The 18,741-nt window shown below is 27.2% G+C and carries 19 protein-coding genes, 2 pseudogenes and 1 riboswitch; of the genes and pseudogenes, 15 read left to right on the forward strand and 6 right to left on the reverse strand.

What is annotated here, in order from left to right; translation table 11 throughout:
• Nucleotides 1–152 precede the first annotated feature (152 nt).
• Nucleotides 153–632 (forward strand): hypothetical protein, encoded by a 480-nt coding sequence (locus tag FRIFI_RS03375; protein WP_092926973.1) that lies wholly within the window; start codon nucleotides 153–155, stop codon nucleotides 630–632.
• A 34-nt stretch (nucleotides 633–666) separates the two neighbouring features.
• Here FRIFI_RS03375 and FRIFI_RS03380 read toward each other — a convergent pair whose 3' ends face one another.
• Entirely contained in the window at nucleotides 667–846 is a 180-nt protein-coding gene (locus FRIFI_RS03380) for a hypothetical protein (RefSeq protein WP_166504969.1), read from the reverse strand.
• Between the two features lie 88 nt (nucleotides 847–934).
• On the opposite strand from FRIFI_RS03380, the gene FRIFI_RS03385 reads away from it, so the two are divergent.
• Nucleotides 935–1,855 carry a biosynthetic peptidoglycan transglycosylase gene (locus FRIFI_RS03385; RefSeq protein ID WP_092926972.1) on the forward strand — a complete coding sequence of 307 codons (921 nt, stop codon included), beginning with the start codon at nucleotides 935–937 and terminating at the stop codon, nucleotides 1,853–1,855.
• A 10-nt stretch (nucleotides 1,856–1,865) separates the two neighbouring features.
• Nucleotides 1,866–2,285 carry a DUF3785 domain-containing protein gene (locus tag FRIFI_RS03390; protein ID WP_092926971.1) on the forward strand — a complete coding sequence of 140 codons (420 nt, stop codon included), beginning with the start codon at nucleotides 1,866–1,868 and terminating at the stop codon, nucleotides 2,283–2,285.
• A 39-nt stretch (nucleotides 2,286–2,324) separates the two neighbouring features.
• Here the strand turns inward: FRIFI_RS03390 and FRIFI_RS03395 are convergent, their stop codons facing one another.
• On the reverse strand, nucleotides 2,325–2,966 hold the full coding sequence (locus FRIFI_RS03395; protein ID WP_166504970.1) for an SIMPL domain-containing protein: 642 nt from the start codon (nucleotides 2,964–2,966) through the stop codon (nucleotides 2,325–2,327).
• A gap of 140 nt (nucleotides 2,967–3,106) precedes the next feature.
• Between FRIFI_RS03395 and FRIFI_RS03400 the strand changes: the two genes are divergently transcribed.
• The 5 genes from FRIFI_RS03400 (at nucleotide 3,107) to buk (ending at nucleotide 10,325) form a co-directional block, all read left to right on the forward strand.
• Nucleotides 3,107–5,050, forward strand: coding sequence for a sigma 54-interacting transcriptional regulator (locus FRIFI_RS03400; RefSeq protein ID WP_166504971.1), 1,944 nt, complete (start codon nucleotides 3,107–3,109; stop codon nucleotides 5,048–5,050).
• Between the two features lie 258 nt (nucleotides 5,051–5,308).
• On the forward strand, nucleotides 5,309–6,574 hold the full coding sequence (locus FRIFI_RS03405; RefSeq protein WP_242977268.1) for a pyridoxal phosphate-dependent aminotransferase: 1,266 nt from the start codon (nucleotides 5,309–5,311) through the stop codon (nucleotides 6,572–6,574).
• An 82-nt stretch (nucleotides 6,575–6,656) separates the two neighbouring features.
• Nucleotides 6,657–8,456: an indolepyruvate ferredoxin oxidoreductase subunit alpha gene (iorA, locus tag FRIFI_RS03410; RefSeq protein WP_166504972.1), complete on the forward strand. Its 1,800-nt coding sequence runs from the start codon at nucleotides 6,657–6,659 to the stop codon at nucleotides 8,454–8,456.
• Between the two features lies 1 nt (nucleotide 8,457).
• The gene (locus FRIFI_RS03415; RefSeq protein WP_092926961.1) at nucleotides 8,458–9,045 is read left to right on the forward strand and encodes an indolepyruvate oxidoreductase subunit beta; all 588 of its coding nucleotides are present in this window, start codon (nucleotides 8,458–8,460) and stop codon (nucleotides 9,043–9,045) included.
• Nucleotides 9,046–9,239: 194 nt separating this feature from the next.
• The gene (gene buk / locus FRIFI_RS03420; protein ID WP_166504973.1) at nucleotides 9,240–10,325 is read left to right on the forward strand and encodes a butyrate kinase; all 1,086 of its coding nucleotides are present in this window, start codon (nucleotides 9,240–9,242) and stop codon (nucleotides 10,323–10,325) included.
• A 122-nt stretch (nucleotides 10,326–10,447) separates the two neighbouring features.
• Here the strand turns inward: buk and FRIFI_RS03425 are convergent, their stop codons facing one another.
• The 3 genes from FRIFI_RS03425 to FRIFI_RS03435 all read right to left on the reverse strand — a co-directional run bounded on the left by FRIFI_RS03425 (nucleotide 10,448) and on the right by FRIFI_RS03435 (nucleotide 11,666).
• Nucleotides 10,448–10,750, reverse strand: a complete 303-nt coding sequence (locus FRIFI_RS03425) for a DUF1540 domain-containing protein (RefSeq protein WP_242977269.1) — start codon at nucleotides 10,748–10,750, stop codon at nucleotides 10,448–10,450.
• Between the two features lie 107 nt (nucleotides 10,751–10,857).
• On the reverse strand, nucleotides 10,858–11,163 hold the full coding sequence (locus FRIFI_RS03430) for a DUF1540 domain-containing protein (protein WP_166506222.1): 306 nt from the start codon (nucleotides 11,161–11,163) through the stop codon (nucleotides 10,858–10,860).
• Nucleotides 11,164–11,240: 77 nt separating this feature from the next.
• A complete protein-coding gene (locus FRIFI_RS03435; protein ID WP_166504974.1) occupies nucleotides 11,241–11,666 on the reverse strand; it encodes a hypothetical protein in 426 nt (141 codons plus the stop codon).
• 176 nt (nucleotides 11,667–11,842) lie between these two features.
• Between FRIFI_RS03435 and FRIFI_RS03440 the strand changes: the two genes are divergently transcribed.
• Nucleotides 11,843–13,042 carry an ion channel gene (locus FRIFI_RS03440; RefSeq protein ID WP_166504975.1) on the forward strand — a complete coding sequence of 400 codons (1,200 nt, stop codon included), beginning with the start codon at nucleotides 11,843–11,845 and terminating at the stop codon, nucleotides 13,040–13,042.
• Nucleotides 13,043–13,149: 107 nt separating this feature from the next.
• Here the strand turns inward: FRIFI_RS03440 and yidA are convergent, their stop codons facing one another.
• The gene (gene yidA / locus FRIFI_RS03445; protein ID WP_166504976.1) at nucleotides 13,150–13,965 is read right to left on the reverse strand and encodes a sugar-phosphatase; all 816 of its coding nucleotides are present in this window, start codon (nucleotides 13,963–13,965) and stop codon (nucleotides 13,150–13,152) included.
• A gap of 137 nt (nucleotides 13,966–14,102) precedes the next feature.
• Here yidA and FRIFI_RS03450 point away from each other — a divergent pair, with 137 nt between their 5' ends.
• The 6 genes and pseudogenes from FRIFI_RS03450 to FRIFI_RS15445 all read left to right on the forward strand — a co-directional run bounded on the left by FRIFI_RS03450 (nucleotide 14,103) and on the right by FRIFI_RS15445 (nucleotide 18,727).
• Nucleotides 14,103–15,797, forward strand: coding sequence for a M3 family oligoendopeptidase (locus FRIFI_RS03450; RefSeq protein WP_166504977.1), 1,695 nt, complete (start codon nucleotides 14,103–14,105; stop codon nucleotides 15,795–15,797).
• Between the two features lie 109 nt (nucleotides 15,798–15,906).
• Nucleotides 15,907–16,016: riboswitch (glycine riboswitch) on the forward strand.
• Between the two features lie 172 nt (nucleotides 16,017–16,188).
• Nucleotides 16,189–16,479 (forward strand): GrdX family protein, encoded by a 291-nt coding sequence (locus tag FRIFI_RS03455; RefSeq protein WP_242977293.1) that lies wholly within the window; start codon nucleotides 16,189–16,191, stop codon nucleotides 16,477–16,479.
• 86 nt (nucleotides 16,480–16,565) lie between these two features.
• Nucleotides 16,566–17,236 (forward strand): annotated as a pseudogene (locus FRIFI_RS03460) (NAD(P)/FAD-dependent oxidoreductase).
• A 19-nt stretch (nucleotides 17,237–17,255) separates the two neighbouring features.
• Nucleotides 17,256–17,573: a thioredoxin TrxA gene (gene trxA / locus FRIFI_RS03465; protein WP_166504978.1), complete on the forward strand. Its 318-nt coding sequence runs from the start codon at nucleotides 17,256–17,258 to the stop codon at nucleotides 17,571–17,573.
• A 118-nt stretch (nucleotides 17,574–17,691) separates the two neighbouring features.
• Nucleotides 17,692–18,346, forward strand: a pseudogene (locus tag FRIFI_RS15440) (glycine/sarcosine/betaine reductase component B subunit); the annotation flags it as partial.
• 237 nt (nucleotides 18,347–18,583) lie between these two features.
• A complete protein-coding gene (locus FRIFI_RS15445) occupies nucleotides 18,584–18,727 on the forward strand; it encodes a hypothetical protein (RefSeq protein WP_334293983.1) in 144 nt (47 codons plus the stop codon).
• Nucleotides 18,728–18,741 lie beyond the last annotated feature (14 nt).

Raw genomic sequence — 18,741 nt, forward strand, 5'->3', positions numbered from 1 at the left:
ACAAGATTCGACAAAAAAAGCAATAGTAAATTTAAAAAAAGTTTTATAAAATTTTTATTTAAACTAAATTTAATTAAAAATTAAATTTAGTTTAAATAAAAATGTATAAAAATACATCTTCTGGATAAACTATAAAAATCTAGGAGGTATATATGAAAAAATCTAAATGTTTGCTTTTAACCTTATTATTTTTTATAGCTATGTCAAATACATCAATATGTATAGAAAAAAACAATATACTAAATAAAGATATATTAATAAATAATGTAGAAAAAGATGATATAAAAATAAGCATAGAGGACATAAATATAGTAGAGGAAAAAATAAGTGTAGGAGATGTTTACAATTCTTCTGCTATAATAAGTATGAATGTTAGAAATAATAGTAAATACGACATAGAATTATCTAATATAGATGTATATCCATATCAAGGCGGAAAACCAGTTAAGTATTTTGTTTCAACAGCTAATGAAGATATACAAGGATTTATAGGAAATATAAAAGGTGGAGAAGATAAAGATATAAAAATGGGAATAACACTTCATAATACTAAAGATCCTATAAAATTAGAGTTAAATAATATAGAAGATAAAAGTAAAGAACAAATTGTACATAGCATAAATATAAAGTAAAAAAGAAAAGCGTTGCTTTTCTTTTTTTTATGTATTATTCCATAGGTTGATGAATATCAACAGGACACTCTGGTTCATAAGTACCGCAACCTATACAAGTATCATGTATAAAATAAGCTATAACAAAATCTCCTTTGCTATTATATATATTATATAATTTCCAAAAATCATTTTTTTTAGCCAAATAATATACAAATAATATATAAAGTTGCATAAACTAAGTATAGTCATAATCTTACAAATTTGTTCTTTGATTTATTTTGTATAACAATGTATAATTACTTTATAAATAAGGAGGCTTTATGAGTTATAATAATGATGATAATAAAATAAGACGGAAAAGAGTAAGCTCAAGTACAAGTAAAACAACAAATAAAACGGATAATAAAGTATTTAATAATAGAAGTGTAAGTGAAAAAATAAAAAATGAAAACACTATAAATAGAAGAACAAGAAGTAGTACTTATAGTTCTCGTTCAAGAGCTAAAAAAAGCAAGAGGAAAAAAAATAAAAAGTTATTAAAGTTATTTAAAAATTTACTAATAGCAATGTTATTAGTATTAGCTTTAGTATCAATAGTTTCTAGTATTTATGTATTTACAGTGGTCAAAGGCTCACCTAAAGTAACTAAAGAGCTATTAGAGCAAAACTATATAAGTAGTGAAGTGGTAGATAATAATGATATACCAAAGTATTTAAAAGATGCTATTGTATCTATAGAAGATGAAAGATTCTATAAACATAATGGTGTAGATACTATATCTTTAGTAAGATCTGTAGTACATAATTTACTAACAGATACAACTCAGGGCGGAAGCACTATAGAAATGCAAATTTCTAAAAACTTACTTACAAGTGATGATAAAACTATAAAAAGAAAGCTTAAGGATATGTTTAATGCAACTTCCATGGATAAAAACATATCTAAGGATGAAATATTAGGTATATACTTAAATAATATATATTTAGGTAAATCAGCCTATGGGGTAGGAAAAGGTGCTAAAGTGTATTTTGGTAAAGATGTTAAAGATTTAAACTTAGCTGAATGCGCTATGTTAGCAGGAATAACTAATAGTCCAGCAAAATATGGTCAATTTGTACAAGCAAAGAAAAGACAAGAAACAATACTTTATAAAATGCATGAACTTGGATATATAAATGATGCAGAATATGAAGATGCATTAACTAAAGAAGTAACTTTTGTATCTGAAATAGGTAAATAAGAGGTGTAATATGAAAGAGTATAAGTTTAATTATGAAGATAAAGAATATGTATTAAGTTTAGATAACTGTAGTGGTTTATTAAATGATGAAGAAAAGCCCGTAGATGGTATAAAATTAGAAAATATATTAGAAATGTTATCTAATGGCAGTGAAATAGATTTTGATATGGAATATTACCAAGAAGCTTGCCCAGAATGTCTAAAAGGAGTTAAGGAAAAGCAAAAGTTTTTTGGTTTTTTAGAATATCATTTTTATATATTCACTAAAAATGGAAAGTTTGTTATAAGTGATATAGATAAAAGTTATGAAGGATTAAGTTTTAACAAATTATTAAGAGCAGGTAAAGTTGATGACAGTTATATAGTTAGTATAATAATATGTGAAAACTGCCAAGATTATATAATACAAATAGAAAACTGTATAGTATAAATAAAAAAAGTCTACCATTGATCTGGTAGACTTTTTTTATTACATACAATAAGTTAAAAAGGATGCATCTACTTGTGCTGTTATCTTAACTATACCAGGTACTACATTTGTGATAGATGATTTAGATGAATAATTAATATTATTTAGCTGAGAACTTATTTCAGTAACTTTACAAGGTATGGGATTATAATTAAGAGAAAAACTTTTAGCTAAAATACTAGCTTTATCTTTAGCATCTTGAGTAGCTTTTTTTAATGCTTTATTATAGTATTCATTAGGATTAGATAAAGAAAAATCTATATATATTTCATCATTTGCACCATTTTCAACTACTAAAGAGTAAATATCATTAACTTTACTTAAATCATGAACTATTATAGTTATAAGTTGAGTTACAGTATAAGAAATTAATGTATTTTTTTCATAATCATAATTTTGAGTAGCAGAAATGTCTTTACTAAAAATATCATCCTCTGAAACACCATAATCAGAAAGACTATATAAAAGTCTGTTTAAAATTTCGCTATTTTTATCTTTTGCTATTTCTAAGCTCTTATCTTGAGAAGAGATTCTAACATTAATTTTTGCCATATCAGATTCTATATTTAAAGAACTTACACCTCTAACTGTTAACGAGCCCTTGTCAGAGGGCATATTAAATAGGCTATTTTTATATTGCATAAACAAAACCTCCATACTTTATAGTTTATTACTAAGTTTATATATTTAAATAAGTATACTTTAAATTATATTAATTAATAGAAATTTAATATGATATAATTAATATAAATTTTTAAAATGAGATAAAAGGGGAACTAAAGGTGGAAAATGTAATAGGGGTTATAGCGTCAAATATAGAGTTAAAAGAAAAAATAGAAACACTTTACCCAAGGGAAATAAAAAATAAAGAAATTATAATAGATATTATAGAATTAGATTTATTAGAAGAACAAGGAAAGATATTAGTTGACAAAGGAGCTCAAGTAATAATAGGTAGAGGTGGAGGATATAAGCTTATATTAGATACTGTAAATGTACCCATAATACCTTTAAATATGAAATCTATAGATTTACTAAAAGCTATAAAATTAGCTAGTACATATAAAAAGGAAATAGTTCTTATATTAGGGTATGATGAAGTAGATTTTGATTATATAAGTTTAAAGGATGTAATAAATATACGTATAAAGGAAGAATGGTTCAAATCTAAATATGAAATAAGAAGCAAGGTATTAAAATACATCGATAAAAAAGAAGGTATAGTTATAGTTGGAAGTGGAATAGCTTGTTCTTTTGCTAGACAGTATAACATAGATAATGTATTTATAAATGCTAGTGAAGAATCTATAACAGAGGCTATAGAATACGCTAAAAATATAATAAGTTCATTATCAAATGAGAAATTTAACAATCAAATGCTTATAAATATACTAGATGGAGTAAAAGATGGAATAATAGCTATAGATACAAAAGGCAAAATAATACTATTTAATGAAAGTGCAAAGAAAATATTAAATACAAAAAAGGAAGAAGTATATAAGAAAAATATAAAAGATGTATTTCCTTGTATGGATTGGTTAGTAGAAGCTATGATTAAAAATGAGAGTCATAAGCGTAAGATAAGAAATATAAATAAATTGACAGTAAACACAAGGTCAGTACCCATAATAGTTGATGGACAAGTTCAAGGAATAATTGGAATACTTCAAGATATAACTAATATACAAAGTTTAGAAAGAAAAATACGTATGGATTTAAATAATAAGGGGCTCTGTGCTAAATATACATTTGATGATTATATATTCAAAGATGAAATAAGTAAAGAACTTGTAGAAATGGCTAAAAAGATTGGTAAAACAGAATTTACGACCTTATTATATGGAGAAAGTGGTTGTGGAAAAGAAGTGTTAGCACAAAGTATGCACAATATTAGTCAAAGAAAAGATAAACCTTTTGTGGCTATAAATTGCGCCACTATATCAGAAAGTTTATTAGAAAGTGAATTATTTGGATATGAAGAAGGAGCATTTACAGGAGCAAAAAAAGGTGGGAAGCCAGGGCTTTTTGAGCTTGCTCATGGAGGGAGTATATTTTTAGATGAAATAAATAGCTTACCTATAAATATACAAACTAAATTACTTAGGGTTATAGAAGAAAAAAAGATAATGAGAATGGGGTCAGATCGGGTGATACCTCTAGATATAAGGATAATGGCTGCTACTAATGAAAATCTAAGACAAAAAATAAAAGATAAAACTTTTAGAGCTGATTTATTTTATAGATTAAGTAGCCTAGAGATAAATATACCTCCACTTAGAAAAAGAAAAAAAGACATAGTATTTTTGTTTGAATATTTTGTGAGAAAAATGATAGAAGAAGGTGGTTTTTCAAATCTATCTTCTATCAGTGATAACTTTCAGCTAAAGCAAGAAGAGGTTAATCTATTAAATAATCACAATTGGTTGGGAAATATTAGAGAGCTAAAGAATGTAGCACAAAAATATGTATTAACAGGTAAAATAGAAATATTATATGTGGAAGATGAATATAATAAAGTGGATGAATATAACTTGAATACATGTAATAGTCAATTTGAAAATATAAATTACGAAAAAATAGGTATTGATATAAAAGAGATAAATAAATATGTTGAAACAAAGATTATAAATATATTATTATCTCAAGGATTAAACAAAACACAGGTGGCAAGTATCTTAGGGATAAGCAGAACAGCTCTTTGGAAAAAATATAAAGGTAATGATTAATGTGTTAAAAAATAGTAACTAATGTTAAGATTTATTAACATAAAAAATTATCATCGAAGGTAAGTCATTATAAATAATAAGATTCACATAAATATGAAACTAATAAAAAACAAGCCTACTTAAAAAAAATTGTTTTTTATTAGTTTATATTAATTATTAGTTTATTATAGTAAATTAATTCAAATATTTGAATATTTGGCACAAGTGTTGCTTTATATTAAGGGTGAAAGTAAATAATTATAGGGTGGTGGGAATATTATGCAAAGTATGGCGGCTAAGCATTCTATATGGCCAAGAGAGAAAGATATAATATTTGATTTATCAGGGAGAGCTCAAAGAGCTGAAAAGAATATAGGAAGAGAAAATGTTATAAATGCTACTATAGGAGCATTAATGGATGACTATGGAAGATTAATAACTTTAGATACAGTTTATAGTGAGTATAAAAACTTAGAAAATGCAGAAATATCTGCTTATGCAGCACTTGAAGGTCAGCCAGATTATCTTGAAGCTGTTAAAAAAGTAGTTTTTAAAGATTACATGCCAAATAGTTATATAAGAGCAGTAGCATCTCCAGGAGGAAGTGGAGCTATAAAATTAGCTACTTGGAATTATACAAATCCAGGTGATGAAGTATTAACATCAGATTGGTTTTGGAGTCCATATGTAAGCATTACAGAAGAAATAGGAAGAACGGTAGGAACTTATGAGTTATTTGATGAAAATAATAATTTCAACTTCAAATCATTTAAAAAAGAATTTTTAAGAATAGCAGATAAACAAGAAAGAATATTTACAATTCTAAACACACCAGCACATAACCCAACAGGATATAGCATACCAGATAATGAATGGGACAAAATAATAGGATTATCAAAAGAGGTAGCAGTAAATAAAGAAAAGAAGATAATATTATTTGTTGATATAGCGTATATTGATTTTGCTAGTGATGATAATGCTAGTAGAATGTTCTTTGAAAAGTTCTCAAACCTACCAGAAAATGTATTAGTTATAGTAGGATTTAGTATGTCTAAAGGATTTACAGCTTATGGCATGAGAATGGGAGCAGCAGTTTGTATAACTTCAAGTGAAAATGTAGCAGAAGAATTTTACTATGCTTGTGTACACTCTTGCAGAGCAAATTGGTCAAATTGCAATAGAGGAGCTATGGCAATTCTTTCCAATATAGTAAATAATTCAGAGAAGTTTAAGAAATATAATGAGGAAAAAAATACGTATAAGGAAATGTTAAAAAGAAGAGCTAATGCATTTGTAGAAGAAGCTGAAAAAGTAGGGCTTGATATACTTCCATATAGAGATGGATTTTTTGTAAGTATACCTTGTGAAAATTCAAGAGAAGTATGCGAGGAATTAACTAAAGATAATGTATATATGGTACCTTTAAAAGCAGGGCTTAGATTTGCTGTTTGTGCAGTAAATGAAAACAAATGTAAGATAGCACCAAGTATAATCAAAAATGCGCTTGAATATGTAAAAAGTCAGAAGTTGGTAGAAAATAGATAATAATACTAAATGTATTATATATAAATTAGTTAAAAATATAAGGGAAATAGATTTAAAACTAAGATATATGGGGGAATTTAATATGAAAAAACTAATGACTGGTAATGAAGCCATAGCTCGTGGAGCGTATGAAGCTGGTGTAAAATATGCATCTGCTTATCCTGGAACTCCAAGTACAGAAATATTAGAAAATATAGCTACATATAAAGATTCAATAGTAGCTGAGTGGGCACCAAATGAAAAGGTTGCACTTGAAGCTGCAATAGGAGGATCTATTGCAGGTGCTAGAACAATAGCATCTATGAAACATGTTGGACTTAACGTTGCAGCAGACCCATTATTTACATTTGCATATACTGGAGTAAATGGGGGAATGATATTAGTTTCTGCTGATGAACCAGGAATGCATTCTTCTCAAAATGAACAAGATAACAGAAATTATGCTAAATTTGCAAAAATTGCCTTATTTGAGCCATCAAATAGCCAAGAAGCTAAGGATATGATAAAAGAAGCATATAGAGTAAGTGAAGAATTTGATAGTCCAGTATTATATAGAGTTACAACTAGATTATGTCACTCAAAGGGAATAGTAGAGTGCAGTGATAGAGTAGAAGTTGGAATAAAAGATTATGTTAAAAATCCTCAAAAAACATTAACAGTACCAGCACATGCAAGAGTACTTAGACATTCAGTAGAAGAAAGATTAGAAAAACTAGAAGAATATTCTAATAATACTTCTTTAAATTATTGTGAAATGAATGATAGCAAAGTAGGTGTAATAGCATCAGGAATGTGTTATATGTTTGCTAAAGAAGTATTTAAAAATGATGCATCATATATGAAGCTAGGATTTACAAATCCATTACCTATAGAAAGAATAAAAGAGTTTGCATCTAATGTTGAAAAAATATATGTAATAGAAGAGAATGATCCATTTATAGAAGATCAACTAAAAGCAGCTGGTATAGATTGTATAGGTAAAGACTTATTCCCTAAAATGGGAGAAATGACTCCAGATGTTCTTAGAAAAGCTGTATTTGGGAAAACAAACGATACAATAAAATATAATAAGGAATTAGTAGTGCCAAGACCTCCAGGTCTATGTGCAGGATGTCCACACAGGGGATTTTTCTATGAGTTAGGAAAGAGAAAAAATGTATTAGTATCAGGAGATATAGGATGTTATACATTAGGATTTGCACCTCCATATAATGCTATGGATACAGTAGTATGTATGGGAGCTAGTTTAAGTGCAGGTCATGGAGCTCAAAAAGTATTTAATATGAAAAAAGATAACGAAATGAGAGTAGTTGGTGTACTTGGTGACTCCACTTTCTTCCATACAGGAATAAACTCATTATTAGATGTAGTATACAACAAAGGTAATTCAATATCTGTAATATTAGATAATAGAATAACTGGAATGACAGGGCATCAACAAAACCCAGGAACAGGGTATACATTACAAGGAGAGGTTACTGAAATAGTTGATATAGAAGGTTTAGTTAGAGCTTGTGGTGTTAAGCAAGTTAGAACAATAGATCCAAATAACTTAAAAGAAGTAAAAGAGACGCTAGATTGGGCATTTGAATTAGATGAACCTTCAGTAATAATAACTAGATGGCCATGTGTACTTAAGAGATTCTCTAAAGAAGACATAGAAGAATTTAACAATCCATTTACAAATAAATGTGATATAGATAAAGATGCTTGCATAGGATGTAAGATATGTATGAAAACAGGTTGTCCTGCTATATCATTTGACAAGGATGAAAAAAAAGTAAATATAGATAAAAATCAATGTGTAGGATGTAATGTATGTTCTCAAGTATGTCCTAAAGATGCAATATCTAATAATGGATTAGCTAAGGAGGTAAACTAATATGACAAAAAGTATACTTTTAGTTGGAGTAGGTGGGCAAGGAACTATACTTGCTAGTAAATTATTAACTACAGGGCTTATGGAAGCTGGATATGATGTAAAAATGAGTGAGATACATGGAATGAGCCAAAGAGGAGGTTCTGTTTCCTCTCAAGTTAGATATGGATCTGAAGTATATTCTCCAGTTATAGAAATAGGTGGAGCTGACATATTAGTTTCTTTTGAAAAAATGGAAGCTTTAAGATGGTTAGAGTATTTAAAGCCAGGGGGAAAAATAATATACAATAACTATAGAATGGATTCTATGCCAATACTTACAGGAAAGGCCGAATACAAAGAAGAAGAAATAGAAAAAGAATTAGAAAGATTAAATGGAAGCTTGTTAAATGCAGCAGAAAAAGCACTAGAACTTGGGAATGCTAAAGTAATGAATATAATCCTTTTAGGTGCATTAGTTAAATCTATGAACTTAGAAGACATAAATTGGGAAAAAATAATAAAAGACAATGTAAAAGAAAAATTTGTAGATATAAATATAAAAGCATTTAATGAGGGGATGAAACTAGTAAGTAATGAAGCTTTAGCTTAAAAATCATAAAACACACAAATTTATATAAATAAAAATTAAGCTATTATAAGTTAATACTTATAGTAGCTTAATTTAAATATACATTAAAATTAAGAATAATTATATTAATTTTATTTATAACTTATGGGGAAAAATTATAAATAGAAATTAGAATTATTTAATATATAACTTAAATAAAGGAAAAGGGGATTATTATGAACTATAGAATATTAGCTATAAATCCGGGGTCTACATCAACTAAGATAGCAGTATATGACAATGAAGAGCAATTGTTAGTAAAAGGAATAGATCATAAAGCAGAAGAAATAGCAAATTATGAAAGAATACAAGACCAATTTGAAATGAGAAAACAAGAAGTATTAAAAGTACTAGCTGAAAATAATATAGATATAAATACTTTAAGTACTGTTGTAGGAAGAGGGGGACTACTTCCTCCAGTAAAATCAGGAGCATATTTAGTAAATGATGAAATGATAGATAGACTAGTTAATAGACCTGTTATTGAACATGCATCTAATTTAGGAGCTATAATTTCTTATGAAATAGCAAAATCTATAGGAGTAAATGCATACATATATGACTCAGTAGCTGTTGATGAATTTAATGATATAGCTAGATTATCGGGAATTAAAAATATGGATAGAGAAAGTCTAAGTCATGCACTTAACTCTAGAGCTATGGCTATAAAGTTTGCAAAAGACAATAATAAAAAATATAATGAACTTAATATAATCGTTGCTCATTTAGGTGGGGGCATAACTGTAAGTGTTCATGAAAAAGGAAAAATGATCGATATTGTATCAGATGATGAAGGACCATTTTCACCAGAAAGATCAGGTAGGGTTCCTTGTAAAAAATTAATAAATACATGTTTTTCTGGGAATTACACACATAAAGAAATGTTAAAGATGATAAGAGGAAAAGGTGGAATAGTTTCTTACTTAGATACAGTAGATGTTAGAGAAGTGGAAAAAATGATGGAAGAAGGAAATAAAGAAGCTAAATTAGTACATGATGCTATGTGTTATCAAGTATCTAAAGCAATAGGTGAATTAGCTACAGTTGTAGAAGGAAAAGTAGATGCAATAATATTGACAGGTGGAATAGCTTACTCTAAGCTTGTAACAAAACATATAAAGAGAAGAGTAGAGTTTATATCTCATGTAGAAATAATGCCAGGAGAAAATGAACTAGATTCATTAGCACTTGGTACATTAAGAGTTTTAAATAATGAAGAAACTGCAAGAGAGTATAAAGAAGAAATATTAGCTAATGCATAAATATGTTATAAATTTAAATAGATTTCAACTATAATACATATTAATTAGTTTTTATTGATATTATGGAAAAATCACTGGATAAATATCCAGTGATTTTAGTTTAAGTAAATATTAAAATATAATTATTTAGATATGAAAGTTTCACAGCTTGCATCTTGTTCGTTTATTTGAACTTTCTCAGCTTTACATGCTTTACTAACATTATATTTACATTTCTCAGCTTGACATATTATATTTTCAGGTGTTATATATTCATCATTAGTACTATTTGTAAAAGATCCAAAAGAACCTTCAACAAAAGTTGAACAAGTAGTTTGAGATGTAGAATCTGCGCTACTACCAGCAACATTTATGCCACCGGCAAAGCATTTTCTACTTTTATTATATGCACAGTTAGTTGCAGAACAATTTAAATTTTCATTCATAATTACATACCTCCTAAAATTATCTTCTAGGTTAGTATGTGAAAAATAAAAGAAAATATAACTTATATATTACAATTAAAGAATTATAATTAATCTATTTATAGCTACTATCTAGGACAAAATGTTTCACAACTTTGATTTTCGTTGTTTATTTGAACACTTAATGCAACACAAGAACCTCCGTCATTATGTTTACATCCTTTAGCTTGGCAAGCTATATTATAAGTTTTAGCATAGTCTTCATTACTAGTTGAGTTAGTAAGAGTTGCATTTTTTCTATCTTCAAAAGTTAGACAGTGGGTACCATTTGTATTTGATGCTATAGAACCTGAGATATTTATACCGTTAGCATAGCAATTACTACATTTATTATAAAAACATGTAGATGCTAGACATATTAAATTTCCATTCATAATTAATATACCTCCTAGAATTTTATCTAGTTTAGTATGTGAAAAAAGTAAAGATTTAATCCATTTAAGGTGTATATTTATTCTAGGCAATTGTCACATAAAACTGCGACATCTTCTAAAGTTTCTCTGCCCAAATTTTTATTAATATGATACACATCTAAGTTGTGTTCTTGTCCACAAATAGAACAAGTGTAATCATTTTCTCTAAGTGCGTAATCTTTAAATATTTGCCAATGTATGCTATTTAAGTATTCCTTATACTTAACTTTAAGGCATGCCTCTAAATATTCACTATATAGATTATCTAAGTCAAAGCTAGTTAGATTAGAATATTCACATTCAAAATAATCACAATCATTATATAAATTAGGCAGTGAATCTAGCAATATACATTTTATATTATATTTGTAATTTTCATCAGGACCATCTAGAGAAAGATGAGTACAATAAGAACAGCATTTCTTTGGTAATATTTCTTTAAGTTTCTCAACACTTTTATCCATATGTAACCTCCAATAATTTATATACTTTAAGAAACAATATATAGCAATACTGAGAATTCATTGATAAATACTCTTTATAAGATATATTAAAAAATAGTGAAATATATTCTATAAATAAAGGGTTTTATAAAAAAATAAAGTAATTATGTTATATTAATTAAAACTAGGGTGATGAAATGAGAACTTATAATTTTGAAAGGGTAAGAGAAGATTCATACAACGAACTGGAAAAAAAGAAAAAAGAAATGAAATATATAAATAGATTAAATTTTAAAATAGAAAAAGAGCAAATGTATATAAGAGAAACTTCAAATAAAGAGTATGACAATTTATATAATATATATGATGAAGAAAAGCTCTATAATTTAAGAATACACAAAAAAAGTATTGATAAATTTTCTAGTGAAGAAAGAAATGAAAAAAAATTAATAAATTTAAAAGTATTGTATTGTGAATTTAAAGAATGTAGGTTTGAAAATATAGAATTTATAGGATGTATATTTATAGGAAATGTATTTTTAAAATGTGATTTTGAAAATGTAATATTTAAAGATTGCAAATTTTATAATGAAGAAGATGATATAAATATATTTAAAGATGAATGTAAGCTTAGAGAGGTTAGATTTAATAATAGTAATATAGAAAAAATAAAATTTGAAAACATAGGTTTAAAAAATGTATATATAAAAGAAAGTAATCTAAATGGTTCTATATTTAATAAATGTATAATGAAAGAGGTTATAATTTGTGACAGTGATTTAAGTTCTATTAAAATATTACGTCCTAAGCATTTAGATATATCTTTTGAAGATTATTATTTAAGTAAATTTGATGAGCATACATTTATAGATAAAGTTGACCTAAAGAAAAAAGATAAAAATGAGTATATAGATATATGCAAAGTATATAAGGATATATCAACAAAATTTGAAGCTAATAGATTATCAAATATAGGTGGAGAATATTATTATATAGCTAAGTTAATAGAGAAAAATGGTTTAAAAGGAATAGCGAAGTTAAAATCCATGATATACTGGGCACTTTGTGGCTATGGAGAACGTCCAACATATGCGCTTATAACATCTTTAGAAATTGTATTAGTATTTGCTATATTATATATGATAACAGGTCTTAATATAGGTGGGGAATTAGTAAATTATAAAAGTGCATTAAGGGGAAATGTAGATGTAGCTTCTATAAATAAAGACTTCATTAACTCATTGTATTTTAGTATAGTAACTTTTACAACAGTTGGATACGGAGATATAACGCCAGTAGGATTTTTTAGTACTTTATTATCTGCAATAGAAATGCTTTTAGGTGTTACTATGGTTGGTATTTGGACAGCTACATTGTCTAGAAAGATAACAAAATAGAGGAAATTTAAACGTATATGTATATAAAAAATGGATATAAGTTAGTTTACATAAAGCAACTTATATCCATAAAGAAAGAATTATATTACATTATTAATATTACATTATTAATATTTATTTAGTAAAAATTTATCTATAACATGTGCAACGCCATGTTCATTATTTGTTTTAGTTACATAGTTTGCAATATTTTTTATGCTATCGCGAGCATTACCCATTGCTACACCAAGCCCTGCATACTCTATCATATGCTTGTCATTTTCTTCATCACCTACAGCTATAGCTTTATTTATAGATAAATCTATATTTTTACATAAAGCTTTAAGCGCATTTCCTTTATTAGCTTTTTTATTTAAAAATTCTAGGAAAAATGGAGCAGATCTGACAACTGTGTATTTATCAAAAAATTCTTGAGGTACATTTTTTATTATTTCTTCTAATTTTTCAGGTTCGTCAACAATCATAATCTTACAAAATGTCATGGTTTCATCTATTTCTTCTTCTGGTTTATAAACTAAAGGTATTTTATTTAAATTAGATTCTAAAACAGTATATTTACTAGGTTTTTCGTTAGGTGTTACAACGTCAATTGGTGTACTTATATGAAGATAAGTATTAAGTTTTTTAGAAAGTTCATATATAGATTTAAAATCATCGTAATTCATTTCTATATTAGATATAACTTTTTTAGTTTTAACTTCTTGAACAACAGCTCCGTTAAAGCATATAACATAGTCCCCTTCATCAGTCAAATTAAGTTCTTCAAGTAGTGGAGTTACACCAGGTAGTGGTCTACCAGTAGATAAAACTACTTTATTCCCATTTTGTTTAGCTTCTTGGATAGAGTCAAAAACCTCCTTTGTTATTTTTTTTTCGGTATTTAATAAAGTGCCATCAATATCTAGTGCTATTAATTTATACATATAATCCTCCTATGATATTTACATAAAGATAGTTATAATTATATCAATATATGCAGAATTTATATAGAGAAAATTAAAAAAGAGTGTATGCTATAATATAAATATTAAAAATAAATATAAATAAAGGAGATATTTCAATGAAGTTTTCAGATTTTGAATATGAAAGACCAAATTATGAAAAAAGTAAAAATCAAATAATAGAAATAATAAATAATATAGAAAATTCAAAAACTTACAAAGAGCAAAGACAAAATATTGATAAACTAAATAGCATTAGAAATAATATAGAAACTATGAGTACATTATGTTCTATAAGACATAGTATAAATGTTGAAGATGAGTTTTATGAAAGGGAAAAAGTGTATTGGGACGAATATTCTCCATTATATGAAGAACTTAATTCACTTTTTTATAAATCAGTAGTAAACTCAAAATTTAAAGAAGATATTCAAAAAGATTTTGGAAGACAGTTTATAAATATAGCAAGCTTTAATTTAAAGTCTTTTAGTAGCGAAATAATAAAAGACCTTCAAGAGGAAAATAAGCTTTGTTCTAAATATACAAAACTATTAGCATCTGCTAAAATTCATTTTGAAGGAGAAGAAAGAAACCTATCTGGACTTTTAAAATTTATGTCAAGTGAAGATAGAGATATGAGGATAAAGGCATCTAAGGCATATTACAATTACTTTGAAGAAAAAGAAAATGAATTTGATGAAGTATTTGATAAATTAGTTAAAGTAAGAAATAATATGGCTATAAAACTTGGTTTTGACAACTTTGTAGAATTAGGATATATAAGAATGATGAGAACTGATTACAACAAAGACATGGTAAAAAACTTTAGAAAACAAGTTTTAGATTATATTGTACCTGTAGCAAATAGTCTTTACGAAAGACAATCTAAAAGGATAGGTGTAGATAGACTTACATATGTAGATGAAAACCTTGAGTTTTTAAGTGGGAATGCAACACCTAAGGGAAGTGACGAATACATAATAGAAAATGGAAGAAAAATGTATTCTGAGCTATCAAATGAAACTAAAGAATTCTTTAATTTCATGCTAGAAAATGAACTTATGGACTTAGTAACTAAAAAAGGTAAAGCAGCAGGTGGATACTGTACATATATACCAGATTATAAATCTCCATTTATATTCTCGAACTTTAATCAAACATTAGATGATATAGATGTATTAACTCATGAAGCAGGTCATGCTTTTCAGCTTTATATGTCAACTTGGATTGATATGCCAGAAATAAACTTCCCAACTTATGAAAGTTGTGAAATACATTCTATGAGTATGGAATTTATAACTTGGCCTTGGATGAAATTATTCTTTAAAGAAGATACAGAGAAATATAAATTTACTCATCTATCATCAGCTATTAAGTTTATACCATATGGAATAGTAGTAGATGAATTCCAGCACTATATATATGAACAGCCTAATATGACTAAAGAAGAAAGAAAAAATATTTGGAGAGAACTAGAGAAAAAATATTTACCACATAGAATATTTGAAGATAATGATTTTTTAGAAAAAGGAACTTGGTGGTTTAAGCAAGGACATATATTTAAAAATCCATTTTATTATATAGATTATACATTAGCTCAGATATGTGCATTACAGTTTTGGAAAAAAATGAGGGTGGACAGAATCAATGGATGGGAAAATTATCTAGACATATGTAGAGTTGGAGGAACAAAGTCGTTCTTAGAAATAGTAAAGATAGGTGATTTAAAATCTCCATTTGAAGATGGATGTGTAGAAAGTGTTATAGATGTTATTAAAAATTATTTAGATAGTATAGATGATAAAGCTTTATAATATATATACTGTAGAAATATGTAGCAATATTTACAGAAAAATATATTGAAATTTAAATAGAAAGTTTCTTTTCTTAACTTAGAAAGTATAAAAAAATTAAACATTCCGGTTGAAGGATATAGGAGATTACTTCTAAAAAGAAGTGACCGAAGGTACAAGTTTGATTAAATCCTAATTTAATCAAATGAAATTCTCAGGTAAAAATATTATATTCAGATGGAACTCTGAAGATTATATTAACAGAGAAAACAAATGGGATTTGTTTTCTCTGTTTTTTATTAAATAGACTTAAAAAGGAGAGGATTTTTATAATAATAATAACCAATAATACTATTGTCAAAAACAAAATAAAGCACAAAAATGTAAAATATATAAAGACACATATCTAGAAATTTTAAAAGAAAGTAGAAATCTAATTCACAAAGGTTACGAACTTTTATCACATCCGATGTATTCCAGTATAAAGCTAAATGAAACTCCATACAGAAGTATAATATTAAAAAAATCAAACAAGTTAGATACAAATTCAGTACTATTGATTGAAGAAGCAATATACATTTCTAATAAATTTCAAAATAATAAACAAACACCTAATTGGACAGATAATGTAATAGATGACTTTAGAGTCATAGACTTAGATATTTTAAGTAATACATTAGAAAGAATTCAATATATATTATAGAAATTAAAAATAATATTTGATTGTATCAAAATAATAAAATATTTATCTATAAAAATGTTAAAAAAATAACTATAAAGGAGGGATTTATAGGAGATATATATGATTTAATAATAATAGGATCAGGGCCTGCAGGGCTTTCGGCAGGACTTTATGGTGCAAGAGCAAAGTTAAAAACTCTTATACTTGAAAAAGGAAAAGCTGGAGGACAAATAGTAACAACTCATGATGTTGCTAACTATCCAGGTTCAGTAGAAAATGCTAGTGGACCTAAGTTAATAGCAAGAATGGTGGAACAATGCAAAAGTTTTGGGGCAGAAATGAAAAGCTAACTTGTGCCAAATCAATAGCAGAAAAAGCACAAAACAATCCTAATATAGAATTTGTACACAATACGACTGTGAAAGAATTATGCGGTGATGGAATATTAGAAAAAGTTGTATTTGAAAATATTCTAACAGGTGAATTAAGTGAATATGAAGCAGATGAAGAAGATGGAACAATGGGGGTATTTGTATTCATAGGACTCAAACCAGAAACAGAAATATTTAGAGATAAAATAGATACAGACCAAAATGACTATATAATAACAGATGAAGATATGAAGACTAATATAGAAGGGATATTTGCAGCAGGAGATTGCAGAGTTAAAGCTTTAAGACAGGTAGTAACAGCTACTAATGATGGAGCTATAGCTACAATAAGTGCTGAAAAATATATAGAAAGTAAAGAATGGAATTTAGAAAAATCAACTATTTAATTATAAAGGTGGAGTTTGAATGATAATTTTAGATAAAAATACCTTTGAAGAAGAAGTTTTAAAACATGAAGGTATAGTTGTTGTAGATTTTTGGAGTGAAGGGTGTGAACCGTGTAAAGCATTGCCTCCAGAAGTTGAAGAACTTACTAATAAATATAAGGAAAATTTTAAATTCTGTAAACTAGATACAACAAAAGCTAGAAGATTGGCTATAAAAGAAAAGGTATTAGGACTTCCAACAATAGCTATATACAAAGAGGGTCAAAAAATAGATGAAGTTACAAAAGATGATGCAACTAGGATTAATATAGAAGAAATGATAAAGAAATACCTTTAATATTTATATAAAATAGTTACTTACAACTAGTTTGATAAATATTAAAGGTTATATATTGAGTTAGTTGAGAAATATAAATTTTAGTTTTTTAAAACTTAAATAATTAGGGGGTGCAAGCATGCGTCTTGAGTTAGGTAAAATTTTTATAAGAGATATTCAGTTTGGGAAGTAACTAAAGTTAAAGATGCTACATTATACATCAATAAGGAAGAGATGCTTAAAGAAATTGGTGGGGACGAGCATATAAAGTCTATAGATCTAGAACTAGCTCATTCAGGTGAAAGTGTAAGAATAGTACCAGTAAAAGATGTTATAGAACCAAGAGTTAAAGTAGAAGGTAATGGAGGAATATTCCCAGGAATAATATCTAAGATTGAATTGTTGGAAGTGAAAAAACTCATGCAATTTATGGGTGTGCTGTTGTTACTACTGGTAAAATAGTAGGATTCTAAGAAGGTATTATCGATATGACAGGACCTGGGGCAAAATATTGCCCTTTCTCTAATCTTAACAATATAGTTGCTATAGCAGAACCAGTAGATGAATTAAAACAACATGACCATGAAAAAGCAATAAGAATGATAGGGTTTAAAGTTGCAGCATATTTAGGGGAAACTGCTAGAAATTTAACTCCTGATGAAGTTAAGGTTTATGAAACTAAGCCACTTTTAGAATCAATAAAAGAGTATCCACACCTTCCAAAAGTAGCATATGTTTATATGCTTCAAACTCAAGGATTGCTTCATGATACGTATGTATATGGTGTTGATGCGCTTAGAGAAATATAGGAATAAGTGAATAAAATAATGGAGTATCTAAAGAAGAAGCTAAAAAGATAATAGCAGAGTCCCTAAGAAAATTAGCATTAGATATGATAGAAGAATAGGAGGTAATATTATGGCTAAAAAGATAATAGGGCAAACTCTTCTAGAGATAGCTGATGCAATAGAAAGTGGAGAATTTGGTAAAAAATAAGAATAGGACTGACTACATTAGGAAGTGAACATGGAATAGATAATTTAGTAAATGGAGCTAATTTAGCTAAGTCTAGCTTATTTTATATAGTTTTAATAGGTAAAAAAGTAGATACTAACTTTGAAGTTGTAGAAGTAAGTTGTGAAAAAGAAATTCATAAAAAAATGGAAGAGTTATAACACCAGGCAAAGGA

It is taken from the genome of Romboutsia hominis (assembly GCF_900002575.1).
In the GTDB taxonomy this organism is placed as follows: Bacteria; Bacillota; Clostridia; order Peptostreptococcales; family Peptostreptococcaceae; genus Romboutsia_C; species Romboutsia_C hominis.